This window comes from Sphingomonas sp. Sph1(2015), from assembly GCF_001970915.1.
In the GTDB taxonomy this organism is placed as follows: Bacteria; Pseudomonadota; Alphaproteobacteria; order Sphingomonadales; family Sphingomonadaceae; genus Sphingomonas; species Sphingomonas parapaucimobilis.
Genome location: NZ_MQUI01000003.1, coordinates 82607 through 100940 on the forward strand (window position 1 = coordinate 82607; position 18334 = coordinate 100940).

The 18334-nt window shown below is 67.5% G+C and carries 14 protein-coding genes; 6 read left to right on the forward strand and 8 right to left on the reverse strand.

The window, feature by feature from the left end:
* Positions 1-1950 carry a MacB family efflux pump subunit gene (locus BSZ14_RS02155; RefSeq protein ID WP_076709595.1) on the reverse strand — a complete coding sequence of 650 codons (1950 nt, stop codon included), beginning with the start codon at positions 1948-1950 and terminating at the stop codon, positions 1-3.
* Positions 1950-3140, reverse strand: coding sequence for an efflux RND transporter periplasmic adaptor subunit (locus BSZ14_RS02160; RefSeq protein ID WP_076709596.1), 1191 nt, complete (start codon positions 3138-3140; stop codon positions 1950-1952). The genes BSZ14_RS02155 and BSZ14_RS02160 overlap by 1 nt, the downstream gene beginning before the upstream one ends.
* A 130-nt stretch (positions 3141-3270) precedes the next feature.
* Here BSZ14_RS02160 and BSZ14_RS02165 point away from each other — a divergent pair, with 130 nt between their 5' ends.
* The 3 genes from BSZ14_RS02165 to BSZ14_RS02175 are packed head-to-tail and all read left to right on the forward strand — an operon-like array spanning position 3271 to position 7113.
* Positions 3271-3951, forward strand: a complete 681-nt coding sequence (locus BSZ14_RS02165; RefSeq protein WP_076709597.1) for a response regulator transcription factor — start codon at positions 3271-3273, stop codon at positions 3949-3951.
* Positions 3948-5318 (forward strand): HAMP domain-containing sensor histidine kinase, encoded by a 1371-nt coding sequence (locus BSZ14_RS02170; protein ID WP_076709598.1) that lies wholly within the window; start codon positions 3948-3950, stop codon positions 5316-5318. Before BSZ14_RS02165 ends, BSZ14_RS02170 begins: the two co-directional genes overlap by 4 nt.
* A gap of 4 nt (positions 5319-5322) precedes the next feature.
* Positions 5323-7113 carry an ABC transporter ATP-binding protein gene (locus BSZ14_RS02175; protein WP_076709599.1) on the forward strand — a complete coding sequence of 597 codons (1791 nt, stop codon included), beginning with the start codon at positions 5323-5325 and terminating at the stop codon, positions 7111-7113.
* Positions 7114-7196: 83 nt separating this feature from the next.
* On the opposite strand, the gene BSZ14_RS02180 is transcribed toward BSZ14_RS02175, so the two are convergent.
* The 6 genes from BSZ14_RS02180 to BSZ14_RS02205 form a co-directional block, all read right to left on the reverse strand.
* On the reverse strand, positions 7197-8633 hold the full coding sequence (locus tag BSZ14_RS02180; protein ID WP_076709600.1) for an efflux transporter outer membrane subunit: 1437 nt from the start codon (positions 8631-8633) through the stop codon (positions 7197-7199).
* On the reverse strand, positions 8630-11770 hold the full coding sequence (locus tag BSZ14_RS02185; protein ID WP_076709601.1) for an efflux RND transporter permease subunit: 3141 nt from the start codon (positions 11768-11770) through the stop codon (positions 8630-8632). Before BSZ14_RS02185 ends, BSZ14_RS02180 begins: the two co-directional genes overlap by 4 nt.
* A gap of 55 nt (positions 11771-11825) precedes the next feature.
* Positions 11826-13085, reverse strand: a complete 1260-nt coding sequence (locus tag BSZ14_RS02190; RefSeq protein ID WP_076709602.1) for an efflux RND transporter periplasmic adaptor subunit — start codon at positions 13083-13085, stop codon at positions 11826-11828.
* Between the two features lie 151 nt (positions 13086-13236).
* Positions 13237-13935 carry an outer membrane protein gene (locus BSZ14_RS02195; protein ID WP_076709603.1) on the reverse strand — a complete coding sequence of 233 codons (699 nt, stop codon included), beginning with the start codon at positions 13933-13935 and terminating at the stop codon, positions 13237-13239.
* Positions 13936-14047: 112 nt separating this feature from the next.
* Complete coding sequence (locus tag BSZ14_RS02200; protein ID WP_076709604.1) at positions 14048-14467, reverse strand: glycine zipper 2TM domain-containing protein; 420 nt, start codon at positions 14465-14467, stop codon at positions 14048-14050.
* Between the two features lie 114 nt (positions 14468-14581).
* On the reverse strand, positions 14582-15505 hold the full coding sequence (locus BSZ14_RS02205; RefSeq protein WP_076709605.1) for an MlaA family lipoprotein: 924 nt from the start codon (positions 15503-15505) through the stop codon (positions 14582-14584).
* A 174-nt stretch (positions 15506-15679) separates the two neighbouring features.
* Between BSZ14_RS02205 and BSZ14_RS02210 the strand changes: the two genes are divergently transcribed.
* The 3 genes from BSZ14_RS02210 to BSZ14_RS02220 all read left to right on the forward strand — a co-directional run bounded on the left by BSZ14_RS02210 (position 15680) and on the right by BSZ14_RS02220 (position 18331).
* Complete coding sequence (locus BSZ14_RS02210) at positions 15680-16555, forward strand: glycosyltransferase (RefSeq protein WP_083748045.1); 876 nt, start codon at positions 15680-15682, stop codon at positions 16553-16555.
* Between the two features lie 153 nt (positions 16556-16708).
* Complete coding sequence (locus tag BSZ14_RS02215; RefSeq protein ID WP_042490463.1) at positions 16709-17248, forward strand: sigma-70 family RNA polymerase sigma factor; 540 nt, start codon at positions 16709-16711, stop codon at positions 17246-17248.
* A 102-nt stretch (positions 17249-17350) separates the two neighbouring features.
* The gene (locus tag BSZ14_RS02220) at positions 17351-18331 is read left to right on the forward strand and encodes a FecR family protein (RefSeq protein ID WP_076709606.1); all 981 of its coding nucleotides are present in this window, start codon (positions 17351-17353) and stop codon (positions 18329-18331) included.
* Positions 18332-18334 lie beyond the last annotated feature (3 nt).

Here is an 18334-nt window from a genome sequence, read left to right on the forward strand (position 1 = left end):
TCAATCTCGTGCCAGGGCCTCGACAGGATCGAGCCGGGCCGCGTTACGCGCGGGAAGGAAGCCGAACAGGATGCCGATCGCCGTGGAGCAGGCGAAGGCGAGGAGGATCGACGAGGGCGAGAACACCATTGCGAAGCCGCTGCCGCTAAGGCTGACGAGGAGGCCGAGCAGCAGGGCGAGCAATATGCCCGCCGCGCCGCCGATCAGGCAGACCAGCACCGCTTCGATCAGGAATTGCTGAAGGATGTCGCTCTGTCGCGCGCCGACGGCCATGCGCACCCCGATCTCCCGGGTCCGCTCGGTCACCGAGACGAGCATGATGTTCATCACGCCGATCCCGCCGACGACCAGCGCGATGACGGCGATCGACGAGATGAGGACGGTCATCGTCTTGCTGGTCTGGGTAATCGCCTTGCGGATCTGATCGGAGTTGAAGATGAAGAAGTCCTTGGTACCGTGCCGCCGGGTGAGCAGGGTCGTCACGGCCTGCTGGGCGGCGTTGCTCGTCACCTGGTCGACAATGCGCACGGTGATGCTCTCCAGCTTCGTCCGCCCCGTCATCCGCGCCGCGGCCGTGCTATAGGGGATGTAGACATTGGCGCTCGATCCGCCGCCGCCGGCCTGTGACGGGCGCAGCACGCCGATCACGCGCATCGGCACCTGGCCGAGCAGCACCGTCGCGCCGATCGGATCGGCGCCGTGCGGGAACAGGGTCGTGCGCGCTTTGCTGTCGATCACCGCCACCTGTGCGGCATGCGTCACGTCCGCCTGCTTGAAGACCGTGCCCTGGGTCACCTTGAAGCCGCGAACGCGAAAATAGCCGGCGCCGACGCCGTTGATCTGCGCGGTGGCGGCGATGTTCCTGCGCCGCGCGGTAACGCTGGTGGAGATGTTGGGCGACACGCTGTCGACATAGCTCTGGCTGCCCAGAACACGGGCGTCGCTTTCGCTCAGCGTCTGGATCGAGGCGGCACGCAGGTCGCCGAAATCCTTGCCGGGGAAGATTTCGATGGTGTTCGTGCCGAGATCGCTGATCTGCGCCATCACCTTCGATTGCGCGCCATTGCCCAGCGCCACGACCGACACGACCGAGGCGATGCCTATGATTATGCCCAGCATCGTCAGGAAGGTGCGCACCCGGTGCGCGGCCATGGCCAGAAGCGCCATGCGGAACGCCTCGCTGAACCGGCTGGCGGCTGCCCGCCACCGCCCCGCCGAGGATTGCGCCGCCGGGGCGAGGGCTTGCCGCTGGACGGGGTCGCGCGTGTGGCGGTCGGCGACGATCGCGCCGTCGCTGAGTTCGATGACGCGATCGGCATGGGCGGCGACCGCCATGTCGTGCGTCACGAGGATGATGGTATGCCCCTCCTGGTTCAGTTTCTTGAGGATGCGTATCACTTCCTCGCCGCTCGCCTTGTCGAGCGCGCCGGTGGGTTCGTCCGCAAGGATGATCGCGCCGCCGTTCATCAGCGCGCGGGCGATCGAGACGCGCTGCTGCTGGCCGCCGGACAACTGGCTGGGCAGATGGCGGGTGCGCTCGCCCAGGCCGAGGCGGGTCAGCAAGGCGGTCGCCCGCGCGCGTCGTGCGCCGGGTTCATAGCCGGCATAGACCGACGGCACCTCGACATTGCCGACGGCGGACAGGTCCGAGAGCAGGTGATAGCGTTGGAAGATGAAGCCGAAATGCTCGCGGCGCAGCGCGGCAAGCTCGTCGGGGGTCAGCGTGCCGGTATCGCGACCCTGCACGCGATAGGTTCCGGCGGTGGGGCGATCGAGGCAGCCCAGGATGTTCATCAGGGTCGACTTGCCCGATCCCGACGCGCCGACGATCGCCACCATTTCCCCGGCATCGATCACCAGGTCGACGTCCTTCAGGACGGTGATGGTGCCCTCGCCCGCCGGGAATTCCCGGCGCAGACCCATGGTTTCGATGATCGGGGGCGTGGTCATCAGAACCCGATGCCCAGGCCGCCATCGGCCGAAGGCTCGCGGCTTTCCTGCGCGATGACGACCTTCTCCCTGGGCTTGAGGCCGGAGAGCACGACGGCATTGCTGTCATTGGCGATGCCGGTGCGGACCTGGCGCGTTTCGATCCCACCCTTGGCGTCGACGACGCGGACTTGGTAGCGGCCATCGGTGCCCCGCTCGCCCAGCGCGGCCAACGGGACCAGCACCGCGCGACGGACACCGGCAAGCAGGACGGAGACCTGCGCGGTCATCGACGGGCGCAGTCGGCCTTCGGGATTGGGCACGTCGAACAGGGCATTGTAGTAGATGGCCGTGGCGGCGGCCGCGGTCCCGCTCGCGGCTGTCGCGCTGGTCGTGCCTTCGGTCGCGATCGATTCCGGCGCCGGCTCGATCCGGTCGATCCGGGCATGATAGCGGCGATCGGGTGCGCCCAGCGTCGTGAACCGCACCGTCTGGCCCACCTTGACCTTCTGCACATCGGCTTCCGAAATCTCCGTCCGCACGGTCATCACGTCGAGCCGGGCGAGCATGACGATGGTCGGCGCCGACTGGAACGAATTCACCGTCTGCCCCTGCTTCGTGACGATGGAGACGATGGTGCCGTCCATCGGCGCCACGATGCGGGTGAAGCCGAGGTTCAGGCGCGCGGTCTCGACCTGGGTGCGGGCCTGGACGATCTGGGCATCGAGCGAGCGGAGTTCGCCGCGCAGGGCGGTGAGCGACGCCCGGGCGGCCTCATAGTCGGCGCGCGCGGTCGCCTCGGCCGCCAGCATGGTCTCCTGGCGGCGATAGGCGAACTCCGCCTGCACCAGCGCACCCTGCCGGGATGCCTTCTGGGCGATCAGCGATCCGACCGCCGCCTCGGTATTGCGCAGCGCCAGTCGTTGCGGGGCGGCATCGATGTCCGCAATCGGATCCCCGGCGCGGACGCGCTGGCCAAGCCGCACGTACAGCTTCTTGACCTGACCCGAGACCTGGGCGCCGACGCTCACCAGTTCCTTCGGGCGCAGCTTGCCCGTCGCCAGCACATTCTGTTCGATGTCGCCCAGGGTCACCTCGGCGGTCGTAAGCCCTTCCATGGGCGACGGGCGCATCGCCAGCCACCAGGCGAGCGCGGCGAAGGCAAGCATGACGGGGAGGCCGACGAAGAGAAGGACACGGCGTTTCGACATGCCGGGCCTTATGCCAAGCGCCGACGAGCCCGAGGGTAAGACCATCGCAAGCGAAGCGAAAAGATTGCGTAAAGAAGGGCTGACATCGCGCGCCCGACGTCCCAGCATCCTTGGCAACAAAGGACGAGACGTGACCAACCTGCTGCTGATCGACGACGATGCCGAGCTGAGCGCCATGCTGCGAGAATATCTGGCCGAAGAGGGCTTTGCCCTCACGGTTGCCGGCAATGGCGAGGACGGCGTGCGACAGGCGCTGACCGGCCGGTTCGAGGCCGTCATCCTCGATATCATGCTGCCGCGCATGAACGGAATCGAGGTGCTGGGCCGCATCCGCCAGAGCAGCAAGGTGCCGTTGCTGATGCTCACGGCGCGGGGCGACGATGTCGATCGGGTGATCGGCCTCGAACTCGGCGCCGACGACTATATCGGCAAGCCCTATAATCCGCGCGAACTGCTGGCGCGGCTGCGTGCGGTGCTCCGGCGGACCGGCGGCGCCAGGGCGACCGGTCCATTGTCGATCGAGCGGTTGACGCTCCATCCTGCGCGACGCGACGCGCGCTGGGACGGCGACGCGATCGAACTCACCGCGACGGAATTCAGTCTGCTGGAAGCGCTGATGAGCGCGGGCGATATCGTCTCGACCAAGGACGATCTGTCCCTGGCAGCGCTGCGGCGCCAGCGGCAGCGTTATGACCGCAGCATCGACGTTCATGTCAGCAATTTGCGCCAGAAGCTGCGCCAGGCGAGCGCGGATGCGGTGGAGATCGAGACGATCCGCGGCGTCGGCTATCGCCTCAGGGTAACGCCGTGAAGCGACGCCTGTTCTGGAAGATATGGCTGGGCTTCTGGATAGCCTATCTGGTGCTGGCGACGGGCCTGTGGTTCTATTGGTCGCTCCAGCCTGCCCCCTCCCGCCCGGACTGGGACCCACCCTATGCCACCGGCACGATGTTGGTTGAGACGGCGGCGACGGCACTGGAGCGTGGCGGCCCGACTGGCCTGGCGCAGCAGATCGCCAACTGGCCCGCAGAGCAGCGCAGCCGCCTGACGCTTGCGGCTCTGGCACAAGATCCCTGCGCGCGGCCGGCGGCCTCCCGGGCGATCGCACGCAGGGCGGTCGGCTACTGCCTGCGCTATGCCACGCCGTCGCTGTCCCATGCCGGGGAGGACTGGGTGTCCACCGTCATCCCGCCCGACGAGCTGATTGCCATCGCGATGGCCGGTCTTGCGTTCAGCGCCATGCTGGCCGCCTATCTCGCCTCGCCGATCCATCGCCTGCAACTGGGCTTCGGCCGACTGGCGCAGGGTGATCTGAGCGTGCGGCTCGGCCCGACCATGGGGCGGCGCAAGGATGAGGTCGCCGATCTCGCCCGCGATTTCGACGCCATGGCCGAACGGCTCCAGGAACTGGTCGCCGCGCGCGACCGACTGCTCCACGACGTTTCGCACGAGCTGCGGTCGCCGCTGGCGCGGATGCGGCTGGCGGCCGATCTGTTGCGCCGCGACCCCGCCCGGCTCGAGGCCTCGCTCGACCGGATCGATCGCGAGGCGGGCAATCTCGACGCGCTGGTCGGCGAGTTGCTGACGCTCGCCCGGCTCGAGAGCGATGCCGGTTCGAGCGATGATTATTTTGATCTGCTCGAGGTGCTCCAACTCGTCGCCGTCAATGCGCGCTTCGAAGCCGAGGCGCAGGGCGTAAGCCTGCGCGTCGACCTGCCGATCGACGGCGCCGATGACGACTGGGTGGTCGTCGGCAGCGGCCAGCTGGTCCACCGCGCGTTCGAGAACATCCTTCGTAACGCCCTGCGCTTCTCACCCCAGGGGGCGGCCGTCCGGCTGGCGCTGGCGCATGACGGCGTGGAACGCTGTATGATCACCATCGAGGACGAGGGGCCTGGCATTGCCGAGGGCGAGGCGACGCGGCTTCTTGATCCCTTTGTGCAGGGCACAAACCAAAGCGGCGCCGGCTTTGGGCTCGGCCTTGGCATCGCGCGCCGCGCCATCGCCGCCAGCGGCGGGTCGGTGGCGTTGGCGAACCGGCCGACGGGCGGGCTCTGCGTCACCGTCATGCTGCCGCTGGCGCATGGCAGCTGGAGCCAGATGAGCGCGAACCCCCCGCCCCCCGGCGGCATCCCCGATACGCATGGGCAAGCCCCATCGCATAATTTGAAAGCGTGAAAGCATGGCGCAAGGCGATCCCAGGACCGAGGAGGAAGACGAGGAAGACCAAGGTGCGCAGGTTTCGCTGCGGCGCGTGCTGGGCCTCTTCGGACACTATCGCGGCCGTGTCGCGCTGGTGGCGCTGCTGATCGTCCTGGGCGCGGCGGTGGGGCTCACCACGCCATTCCTCTTGCGCGCGATTATCGACCAGGCGCTGCCCAAGCGCGACATGGGCCTGCTGGCGCTGCTGGTCGGGGCGTTGATCGGTGCCGGTGCGGCGGCGTCCGCGATCAACGCCGCCCATGCCATCCTGTCCGCGCGGATCGGCCAGTCGATCCTGCACGACCTGCGGGTCCGCGTGTACGGCCATCTCCAGTCGCTTTCGCTCGGCTTCTTTACCAAGACGCGAACCGGCGAGATCCAGTCGCGCATCGCCAACGACATTGGCGGGTTGCAATCGCTGGTCACCAACACCGCGCACGAGCTGGCTCGCAATGTCAGCCTCGTCCTGATGACGGCGATCGCGATGCTGCTGCTCGACTGGCGGCTCGCGCTGTTCTCGATGATCATCATCCCGGCGGTCGTGTATCTGAGCGACCGCGTCGGAGAAAAGCGCGAGGCCTATACCGATCGCCAGCAGCAGCGCATGGCCGACCTGTCGTCCACCGTGCAGGAAACGCTGTCGATTTCCGGCATCATCCTGGCCCGGACCATGGGGCGCAGTGCCCATCTCGTCCGCCATTTCAGCCGCACCTCGGCCGATGTCGGCGCGCTGGAGGTACGCTCCAGCACCGCGGGCGAATGGCAGTGGCAGCTGATCCATCTGCTGCTCGATGCCCTGCCGGCGCTGACGCTGTTCCTCGGCGGCTGGCTGATCAGCCGGGACGTGTCGATCTCCATCGGTACGCTGGTGGCGATGATCGCGTTGCAGGAGCAACTGCTCTGGCCATTGCAGGAGCTGCTGCGCACCGGGCTGGAAATACGGACCACCCGTGCCCTGTTCGCCCGCGTCTTCGACTATCTCGACCGCCCGGTGGAGATCGTGGAGCGCCCCGATGCCGTCACCATCGCGCTCGCCGACATGCGCGGCGCCGTCAGCATCGACAAGGTGAGCTTCGCCTATGACAAGGGCGGCGAACCGACGTTGCGCAACGTCTCCATCGACATCCCCGCGGGTGCGCATGTTGCCATCGTGGGGGCGACCGGCTCGGGCAAGACGACCCTCGGCTATCTGCTGGCCCGGCTGTACGATGTCGACGACGGCGCGATCCGCTTTGACGGCGTCGACATCCGTGACCTGACGTTCGCGTCGCTCACCGACATGCTCGGCGTGGTCACGCAGGAACCCTATCTGCTCAATGCCAGCATCGCCGACAATCTCCGCTTCGCACGGCCGGAGGCGACCGATGCCGAACTGGCGGCCGCTGCCCGCGCGGCGCAGATCGCCGACTATATCGAGGCGCTGCCGAAAGGGTATGAGACCATCGTCGGGGAGCGCGGCTATCGCTTCTCGGGCGGCGAGAAGCAGCGCCTGGCGCTTGCCCGCACCATCCTGCGCGACCCCCCGATCCTGCTGCTCGACGAGGCGACCAGCGCCCTCGATACCCGCACCGAGCAGGCGATGAGCGCGGCCCTGGCGGATCTTTCCGGGAATAGGACGACGATCACCATTGCCCACCGGCTCTCGACCGTGTGTTCGGCGGACCTGATCGTCGTGATGCAGCGGGGCGTCGTGGTGGAATCCGGCACCCATGACGCGCTGATCGCGAAGGACGGCGCCTACGCCGCATTGCTCCATCCTGATCGGGCATGAGGCTGCCCGTCGAATGACCGGCGATCAGCGCTGCGCGCGCAGCGGGGGGAAGGGCCAGGGTGGTAATCCGCCTCTGGCCGACGTTATTTCGTGTCGACCGAATAGCCTCCGCCGAGCGCCTGGAAGAGCGCGACGGTATCGGACAGTCGCAAGGTGCGCGCGGTGATCAGTTCGGCCTGGGCATCGGCGCTGGCGGCGGCTGCGTTCATGGCCTCCAATGTTCCCGATGCCCCAAGCCGTACCTGCTGCGACACGAGTTGCAGGCTATGCTGGGCCGCTTCGTTGGCGATGGTCGCGGTGCGCACGGCCTCGCCGTCCTGTCGGACCGCGAACAAGGCATCGGAGGTATCGACCAGCGCCGCCAGGACGACACCGCGATATTGCGCCTTGGCGGCGTCGAGCGCAGCCTGTGCATCGTCCTGCTGGCGGCGCAGCGCCCCGCCACGAAAGAGGGGCTGGGTAAGGCCGCCGACGATCGTCCAGAATGGATTGCCGCCAGCGAACATCCGGTCGAATTCGATCGCCCGCCCGCCGACATTGCCGCTGAGCGTGATCGACGGCAGCCGCGCGGCGATGGCGACGCCGACATCGGCACTCGCCGCATGGAGCTGGGCCTGGCCGGCCAGGATATCGGGTCGCTGTCGCACCAGTTCGGCGGGCAGGCTGAGCGGCAGATCGGCGGGGAGGCGTAACGCATCGAGCGGGATTCGCGGCTGGGCGGCCGCACCCGGCTCCCGCCCCAGCAACGTGTCGAGCAGGGCCCGCTCATGGGCCTCTGCCTTATAGAGCGGAGGCAGCGCGCCCTCCGCGCGTGCGAGTGCGGTCCGCTGTGCCTCGATCTCGGCCAGGCCGATATCCCCCAGTGCGTAGCGGCGGCGAAACATGTCGAGCAGCTGGCGGCGAAGCGACGCAGAGCGACGCGCGGCGTCGATACGGTCGCGGATGGAAGCAAGCCGGATGATGCCGAGCGCGGTGTTTGTGGCGACGGTCAATCGCGCCGCTGCCAGTCGATGCGCCTGCACCTCCGCCGCTGCACGCGCGGATTCGCCGCGTCGTCGCAGGCCGCCGAACAGGTCGAGCGGATAGGCGATCGAAAGCTGGGTCGTGCTCAAGGAATAGAGGTATCGCTTGTCATCGGCCAGGACCCCCGACAGGGACCGCGAGGTGCGGGTCTTCTCGCCCTGGATGCCCAGGTCCGCCGATGGCAGGCGCGCGGCCTGGGCGACGGACATCTGCGCCTGTGCCTGTCGCAGCCTGGCCTCGGCGGTGGCGATGTCGGTATTGGCGCGCAGCGCTTCGTCGACCAGCGCATCGAGGGCGGGGTTGCCGAACAGGGTCCACCAGCGTTGCGGCACGGCGGCTCCCGGCACCAGCTGGGGGGCGGTTGCCGGGCTGCCCGCCGCCTCGGCCACCGGATAGCCCTTGCTCTTGGGCGGGGCGGGGGCGTGGAAGCTTGGGCCGACCGTCGCGCAGGCCGCGAGCGGCAGGATCAGCAGCGATAGGAGCGGGGCGCGGATCATATCAGGGCGACGTCCGACTGGGGGGATGCGGCCGCACGGCGTCCGTGCGGAGAGAAGATGTCGATCAGGACCGGCAGGACGAGCAGGATCAGGATGGGAGCGAGCATCATTCCCCCGACCACGACCAGCGCCAGCGGCTTCTGGACCTGACTGCCGATTCCGGTCGACATGGCGGCAGGCAGCAGGCCGATGGCGGCGACGATGCACGTCATGACCACCGGCCGCAGGCTCGTCTCGCAGGCATGGGCAAGGGCTGTGGCGCGCTCCATGCCTTCATCGACGGCCTGATGAAATGCGGTCAGCACGATGATCCCGTCCATGGCCGAGATACCGAGCAGCGCGACGAAGCCGATCGCCGCCGAGATGCTGAAGGGCGTGCCCGTCACCGCCAGGGTCAGGACTCCGCCGATCAGCGCCATCGGCATGACCGAGGCGGCCAGCAGCATGTCGATCGCCGATCCGAAATTGACGAACAGCAGCAGCAGGATCAGCGCCAGGCTGACCGGCACGACGACTTTCAGCCGGGCGACGGCGCTGTCGAGATTGCCCATCTCGCCCGCCCATTCGACATGATAGCCCGGCGGCAGCGTCACCTCGGCCGCTACCCGGCGCTGCGCCTCGGCGACGGTGCTGCCCAGGTCGCGTCCGCGTACCGCGAACTTGACGGGGATGTAGCGTTCCTGATGCTGGCGATAGATGAAGGACGCGCCGGAGGTCAGGCGGATATCTGCCAGTTCGGACAGGGGGACCTGGCGCAGGCCACCGCCCGGCGCGGGCGCGCCGACCGTGATCCGGCGGATGGTTTCCAGCCCATCGCGCTGTTCGGGCTTCAGCCGGACCGTGATGGGGAAGTTACGGTCGGTGGTTTGCTCGTACAGGCGACCGACCTCCTGCCCGCCGACTGCGGCGCGGACGACATCGTTCACATCGTCGGTGTCGAGGCCATAGCGGGCGGCACGGTCGCGATCGACGTCGATCCGGACGGTCGGCTGGCCGAGCAGCGGGAAGGCGCCCAGATCGGCAACCCCGTCCACCTTGGCCAGCACGTCGCGTACCTGATTGCCCAACCGCTGAAGCGTCGGAAGGTCGGGACCGAACAGCTTGACCGCATTGGCCCCTTTCACCCCGGACGAGGATTCGCTGACATTGTCCTCGATATATTGCGAGAACGAGAACTCGACCCCGGGGAAGCGGTCGGTCAGCGCCTTGCTCATCCGCCGGGTCAGCTCCTCCTTGCTGATAGGCTGGGGCCAGTCGGCGGCGGGCTTCAGCGGCGCGAAATATTCGACGTTGGAAAAGCCCGACGGATCGGTGCCGTCATCGGGGCGGCCCTGGTGCGACACCACCGTTTCCACCGCGCCGAACCCGTGGATCGTACGGCGGATGTCGTTGACGACATGCTGTCCCTCCGCGATCGAGATCGAGGAGGGCAGGCTGGCGCGGATCCACATATTGCCTTCCTCGAGGTGCGGCAGGAACTCGATGCCCAGCGATCGAACGCCCAGGCCCGCGCCGACGAACAGCAACACCGCCATGCCCAGCGTCAGCAGCCGGTTCGCGAGCGCGAAGCCGACGGCGGGGCGGTAGAGGCGGCGAAGCCACTGCACGACGCGGGTCTCGACCTCGGACAGGCGCTCGGGCAGCAGGATCGCCGCGAGGACCGGCGAGACGGTGAAGGTCGCGATCAGGCCGCCAATGATGGCATAGGCATAGGTCTTGGCCATCGGGCCGAAGATATGCCCCTCGACGCCCGACAGGGTGAAGAGCGGGATGAAGCTGGCGATGATGATGGCGGCTGCGAAGAAGATGCCGCGATTGACCTCGCCCGCCGCGGCCTGGATCGTGGCGAACCGATCGGCTTTGGTCGACCCCGTCGAGCCGCCATGCGATCGTTCGGCCAGTCGTCGATAGATATTCTCGACCATGATGACCGTCGCATCGACGATCAGGCCGAAGTCGAGCGCCCCCACGGACAGCAAATTGGCGCTTTCGCCCTGTGCGATCAGGATCAGGACGGCAAAGGACAGCGCAAAGGGGATCGTCACCGCGACGATCACGGCGGAGCGGAGATTGCCGAGGAACAGCCATTGGATCACGAAGATCAGCAGCATCCCCTCGATCATGTTGTGGACCACGGTGCGCGTGGTCAATGCGATCAGGCCGGAGCGATCATAGATCCGGTCGAGCGAGACGCCGAGCGGCAGCGCGCCGGAGGCGTTGATCTCCGCCACCTTCGCCTTGACCGCCGCGATCGTCGGCGTCGACTGCGCGCCCCGGTGCATCAGCACGATGCCCTGGACGATGTCGTCATCGGCGTCCTGTCCCGAAATGCCGGTGCGCGGGACATGGCCGACCCGGATGCTGGCAACGTCGCGCACCATCACCGGCACGCCGTTGCGGTCGCCGACCAGCACCGCGCCGACCTGTTCGGGCGTATGGATCAGGCCGATGCCGCGAACGATCGCCGATTGCGGGCCGAAGTCGATCGTCTGCGCCCCGACATTGGCGTTGCTCTTGCCCAGCGCGGCCAGCACCTGCTGCACCGTCATGCCGTTGGCGACCAGCCGGTTATTGTCGATCACCACCTCGTAGGTGCGGGTCTTGCCGCCCCAGCTGATGACGTCGATCACGCCGGGCACCGACTTCATCCGCCGCTCGACCACCCAGTCCTGCAGCGTCTTCAGGTCCATCACCGAATAGCCCGGCGGCCCCTTGACGCGGTAGCGGAAGACGTCGCCGATCGGCGAGGTGGGCGAGATGACGGGCTTGGCCCCATAGGGCAGGGCCGACATCTGCGACAGGCGGTTGATGATCCGCTGCTGCGCCTCGTCATAGCTGAAGTCGTAGCTGAACTGGACGCGGATGTCGGACAGGCCGAACAGCGTCGAGGCGCGGATGGCGGTGACATGCGGAATGCCCGCCAGCTGGACCTCGATCGGGATCGTGATGTTGCGTTCGATCTCCTCGGCCGACAGGCCGGGGCTCTGGGTCACGATCTCGACCATCGGCGGCACGGGATCGGGATAGGCCTCGATATTCAGCCTGCCGAACGCGACGCCGCCTGCGCCGAGCAGCGCGATCAGCAGGATGACGATGAGGGTGCGCTGGTGCAGCGCGAAGGCGACGATGTGGTTCATGCGGCTTTCGCTGACAGGAGGACGACGCGAAACGAGGGTGGGAAGGGCAGGGCGTTCAGCCCTGCGTCCCGGCTTCGTTGACGAACAGGGCGCCGCCGGTGACGATGCGCTCGCCCAGGCGCAGCCCGGCCGTGACCCGGACCTTGCCGTTCGACCGCTGGCCGGTCGCGACCCGGCGCGGAACCAGCGTGCCGTCGGGTCGGGCGACCCACACCCGCGCGTCGTCGCCTTCGCGGATCACCGCGCTGGCGGGGATCAGCATGGCGGTGGCCTGGGCGGCCTCTCCGGCCGGGGCGCGGGGCAGGATGGTGAAGCTGGCGAACATGTCGGGCTTCAGCGCGCCATCGGCGTTCGCGATCGTCGCGCGGACCGGCAGGCGGTGCGAGGCGGGGTCCAGGCCCGACCCCACCTGCGCCACCTTCGCGGTGAAGCGGCGACCGGGCCAGGCCGGGGTCGTCACCGTTACCGCATCGCCGACGCGCACATGCGCGGCGTCCTGTTCGGCGATCTGCGCAATCAGCCAGACGGCGGACGGGTCGGTGATGACGATGACCGCCGACCCCTTGCCATCGATATACTGGCCCGCCGCCACGTCGCGCCGCGCGATGACGCCCGCTATGGGCGCCCGGACGATGGTTTCGGCGGCACCGGCGCTCTGGCGGCTCTCCAGCGCCCGCATGGCGGAGGCCGTCATGCCATAGACCGCCAGCTTCCCGCGCGCGCCGGACACGTTCGCGGCGGCGGCCTGTACAGCGCCCTCGGCGGTGGCGACCGCGCTCAATGCCTGCTGATAATCCTTCAGCGCGCCGCCCGCCGTCCGGTAGATCTCGCCATAACGATCGGCATTCTGCCGTGCGAGTCGCCATTGCGACACGACCGCGCGGTGCTGCGCGCTCGCCGCGACCAGCGCGTCGCGGGCCTCGACATATTCGACCGACTTGACCGTCATCAGCGGCTGACCCCGGGCGACATGCTGTCCGGGTTCGACCAGCAGCCGGGTGACCATGCCCCCGAAGGGCGGGGAGACGGGCGTGCTGCGATTGCCGTCGACGGCGATCGTGCCGGTCGCCTCGATCGTGGCGGCGGGCGTCGGGGTGCTGCCGACCGTCTCGATCGTCAGCGACTGGCGCTGCTGCGGCGTCGGTCGAAAGCCCGGCGGGCGGGGGACGGCGGAAGCCGTCGCCTTGTCGGTGAGTCTGTTCGATACGGCAAAGACCCCCGTTCCGGTCGCCAGCAGACCGACGGCGATGGCGAGGACGGTGGCCTGGGCACGCCGGGACAGCCGCCGGGTGGCCACGCTATGGGTATCGGGCATGAAGCGAACGTCCGATCTGACAGGAACGGGGAGGCCGACAGGGCACGGTACGCCCCGGGACAGGCCGTGGGGCGCCGTGATCGGCGGGGGAGGGCGTCGTGGGGAGGAGGGCTGGCGGACGGCAGGGAGTGCCCGTCCGCCAGCCACACCGTCAGAAGCGCTGGCGCAGTCCGACGGTGATCGCGGTAGCCGTGAGTTTCGGCTTGTAGCTGGTGGCGGCGGTCCCGCCATTGGCGAGCGGCATCCGCCCTGCGAACTGGAGTCCGGTGGTCTGCGCATAGCGACCCGCGAGTTCGACCGTCGTGCTGTCGCTCAGTGCATAGCCGACACCCGCATCGGCATGCCACCGAAAGCCCCAGTCCCGCCCGTTCATGGTGCTGCCCTGGCCGCCGGTCCGCGTCGTGCGCGACAGGCGTTCGGTCACGCGGACGATATCGATGCCACCACCGACAAAGGGTCGGAGCGGCCCTTCCACCGGCACGTCGACATAGCCCGCCAGGCCCAGGCTGAGTGTCTTGGACCGACCATCGGATACCAGTGACGCGGCATCGAGGCGCTTGGCATTGGCGCGAGCCGACGTGTAGCCGACCGTCGCTTCCAGCCGGTAGCCGCCCAGATCATAGCCCAGGCCACCCTCAAGCGACTTGCCGCGCCGGAAGTCGACATTCGCCGGGAAGGTCGAGGGTGGCGCCGTGTCCGGCCCCTTCATCTTCAGATCGGAATCGATCAGCGAACCGATGCGGCCGACGATATATGGTCCGCCGATAGTCACTTGTGCCGATGCCGGCGCGGCCATCGCAGTCATGGCGGTGGCAATGGCAAGGTTCAGGAAGGTGAAGGTCTTGGGCATGTCGGTGAAATCCCGGTGTCGTGATATCTTGTTCGATGGCATCGTCCATCGATGCTGTGACGAAATGGTCCGGGCCGCACCTCAATTGCCTGAATAACTTTTTTCAGATCGATTACCGGCAGCGATCGCGGCGGTGGATGGCGTCGCCCGCGACCCCGCCCGCCAGCGCGCCGAGTGCCGTTCCCATCAACTTGTCGCGGCGTCCCGAGACCAGATGACCCGCCAAGCCACCACCGACCGCACCCAATAGCGCCCCGGCACCGCCCTGCGCACGGCAGGGATTGCTGGCAGGGCGGTCATCGTCCCGGCCATCGGCATAGCCGCGATGATAGCCGTCGCCATGCCCCCGCTCGTAACCGTCGTCATGACCATCCCGATACCCGTCGCCGCCGCCATCGTCATAGCCGTCGCGATAGTCGTGGTATCCGCTGCGATCATATCCGTCCCGGTGCCAGCTCTGCCCGTGCGCGGTGTTCGGGATCAGCGTTGCCGAGAGGAGGAGAGAGGCCAGGCATAAGGCAACAAGTCGCATCGTTCGTCCTTCCATCCGGCCGTCTCAAACTGGGCGGTGATGTGCGAGAGACGAAGTCGATGCGGGGACTCCGCAATCGGTTTATCCGAAAAGATGGTGCTTTGACGGTTGCGGTCACTCGTGCTGGTCTCGGCCATGGTGGCAGCCATGGGCGTTCGCTGAGGGATCGATCTGGCCATAGGGCGTTTCCCCCACCATGGTTTCGGCATCGCCCAGCCCCTTCAGCCGCCGCGCCCGCGCCTCCCGCCGATCGAGATAGCGATCCCGCCGTGCGACATAGGGATCGGGCTGCTCGCGCATGGTGCGCAATTCCTCATCCATTTCGGCGCGGCGATCGAGTGTGCGGAAAATATTGCTGGTGATGATATAGGCCCGGTTGCGGAACGGCCCGCCGATGATCAGCGGCGATGCGACTCCGTCCACCGTGCCGCCGACCAGATCGCGCAGCGTCGTCGGCCCGATCAGCGGCACGAACAGGAACGGCCCCGGCTTCACGCCGTAAAAGCCCAGCGTGTCCGAAAAGCCGTTCGGGCGGCGGGGAAGGTTGAACGGGCATCGGCGCGCGACGTCGATCACACCCGCCAGGCCGAGCGTCGAATTGATCGCAAAGCGGCCCGCCGTTTCCGCCGCCTTGCCGATTTTCAGTTGCAGCAGGAAATTGGCGAAGGCCACGGGTTCGCGCAGATTGGCGAAGACGTTGCGCAAACCGGTTCGGATCGGCTTTGGTGTCGTCCGTTGGTAAGCATGGGCGACCGGCGCCATGACCGCGTCGTCCACCGTCTCGGTCAGCGCGAAGGACGCCCTGTTGACCTGGTGCATAGGATCGTCCGCCCGGTGGCGGCTCGCCGTGACCACGATCTCGTCGCCCGTGTCGGGGCCTGCGTTGGGATCGCCTTGTTTCCTGGGGGGCGGGACCTGGTCGAAGTCCGCCGGGTCGAACGCATGGACCTCCGCAACGGTGATCGAGACCGTATCGAAAACCCCGGCCGGAGGAACCGTCCCTTGCAGGGGCGAGGACGTCGTCGCCAGCAATGCCATCAACGGTGCAGCAATCAACCCAGTCCCCCTTCGGCCGATGCCGCAACGGCACGCACCCTCGAATTCCATCTGTCTGACCCAGAGACGACGCGGTCGGGCGATCACCTCAACGACAGCCGTTCGAAAAGTTGAAGTCGGCTTGAGGTGGAGGCACGCCGTCTCCGTCTATCGCGCATGTCAGGATATGAACCCTGCGACGAGACGGTCGCCTTTGATCCGGATTGGTGGGATGAACCGGTTGCCGGTGCCGGTGCCGGTGCCAGTGCCGCCGCCGCGCGATGGACGATCCTGCTGGCCTTCTACAACGAAGCGGATACGATCGTCGCGACGCTGCAACAGCTTCGCCGCCAGACCCGGCCGTTCAAGCTGGTCCTGATCGACAATGGCTCGACCGATTGCTCGGTCGCCCTTTGCCATGGCGCCCTGGCCGGTCGCGGCGTCGATTATGTCATTCTACGCCAAGGCGAGATCGCCGGGCAGACCGCCGCCTTCAGCGCCGGGCTGGCGCAGGTGGAGACGGAGTTCGTCGCGACCTGCGATGCCGATACCTTTTATCCGATCGGCTATCTGGCGCAGGCCGAGCGTCTGCTCGATGACCGCTGCGGGCGGACCGTGGTGGCATCGGCCTGTTTCGTGCCTTCGGACAATCTTGGCGCCCGGGCAGCCGCAATGACGCTGCATCAATGTATCGCGACCCGCCTGTTGCCTCGGCAGGCCCATGTCGGCGCGGCGGGGCATTGCTTTCGCACCGACGCGCTGCGGGCGGCGGGCGGCTATGACATGTCTCGCTGGCCCTATGTCCTGGGAGATCATGAGGTCCTGCACCGCGTCATGAAGCTGGGACGCCAGCGCATGACGCCATCCCATTGGTGTAGTCCGTCCAGACGGCGGCGGGTGCCGATACGATGGACGCTCACGGAGCGGCTGGCCTATCATCTGACGCCCTTCGCGCTGAAGGATCGCTATTTCCGCTGGCTGGGCCGCCGGTTCGCGCAGCGCGGGCTGTTCGCCGCACGCCTGCGCATACGGGACTGGCAGGGGACTCAGTAACCCACGCCATCGCGCGTCCGGCATGGATATCGAATGGTTTGGTGGGGGGTCTGTGGAGACTATGTGCAGATGACGTGGCGCTCCATTGGCCGCGCATGTCGGGGGTGATAGCCGCTTGTCCCGATCCTCAACCAACCCGTGCAAAAGCCACCGATGAACGACATCGTGCCGCCCCCGTCGCCGTCCACAGCACTGCTCGACGCTTTTCTGGCGCGCAGGGCGGCGCTGCTCCGTTACTTCGCGGCTCGAGTAGGGCAGGCGGAAGGACAGGACATCGTCCAGGAAATCTATCTGCGCGTCGTTTCGGTGCGCTGCTATACCGAAGTGCAGCATCCAGGCGGGTATCTCTATCGGCTGGGCAACAACATCCTGCTCGACCGTCTGCGCCAGGACCGCGCCCGCGCACGGCGGGACAGAGACTGGCGCGAGGCCAATCATAACGTCTCGGTGGGTGGAGAGGACGTCAGCGACGCGGTTCCCCAGGACGAGGCACTGATCGCCCGCGATCAACTGCGTCAGATGCGTATCGCACTCGCCGCCCTGCCCGAGGCGGTGCAGACGAGTTTCCGGTTGCACAAGATCGAGGGGCTGACCCATGCGCAGGTGGCCGAGCGGATGGGCGTGTCGCGAAGCCTGATCGAAAAGCATATGATGTCGGCCCTCCGGCATCTCTCGCAAAGCCTTGATCGATAATCCCGTGCCCGGACACCAGAAGATATTGCGGAGCCCATGGAACGACTTCGTCCATGATGGCGGGGGACCAGCGAAGGACGGGGCGGTAGCGTGATGGCACCAATGACGACCGATGATGCGGAAGAGGCGGCCATCCAGTGGTTCGTTCGCTTGCAGGATTGCGAGGACGAACAGTTGTGGGAGGCGCATCTCGCATGGCTTCAGGCCGATCAGGCGCATGTCGCCGCCTATGCCAGGGTCGAAGGCCTGTGGATTGCGGCGGATGATCTGCACGATGCGGCACCGCTTGCCGCACAGGGCGAGGGGGCGGCCGTCCACTCCCTTGCCGATGCACGCGCGGAGCGTGACCGGTCGCGGCGATGGGCGCTCCCGGCGCTGGGCATGGCCGCCGCCGCGGCGGTGGCGGTGCTGGCTGGCCCGCAGATCACGCGGATGATCGCCCCCCAGGGCGAAACCTATCGCACCGGCGGTGACGCGACGAAAATTGTGACGCTGGCGGACGGGTCGCGCCTGACCCTGAACCGCAACAGCGCGGTGACGGTCCGGCTGGAGGACGACCGGCGCACCGCGACGCTGGCGACTGGCGAGGTTCTGTTCGACGTGCGCCATGAAGCGGCGCGCCCCTTCACGGTCACGGCGGCGGGGCGTGCCGTCCGGGTCCTGGGGACCGAATTCGACGTGCTCGATGAAGGGGGCCGTTTCGCGGTCGCCGTCCGTCGAGGGCTGGTATCCGTATCGCCGGCGGTCGATGGCGGCGTCGTCACGAAGTTGCCGGCAGGAACGGCGCTCAGCCGGGAGCCCGGCGAGCGGACGGATACGGTCGAGCGGGTCGATCCGGATCAGGCGCTGGCGTGGGAACGCGGGCAGCTGGTGTTCACCGACAAGCCGATCGAGGCGGTTGCGAACACCCTGTCCCGCTATATGGGCGCGCCCGTCGCAGTGGACCCGGTGCTGCGCGGCATGAAGGTCACCGCGGTCTTCCAGATCGCCGACCGGTCGCAGCTCCGCCGCCAGATCGAGGCGGCACTGCCCATCCGCGTCAAGGCGATCCATGGTCGTTTGTCGTTCGTCCCGGCGCGCTAGAGC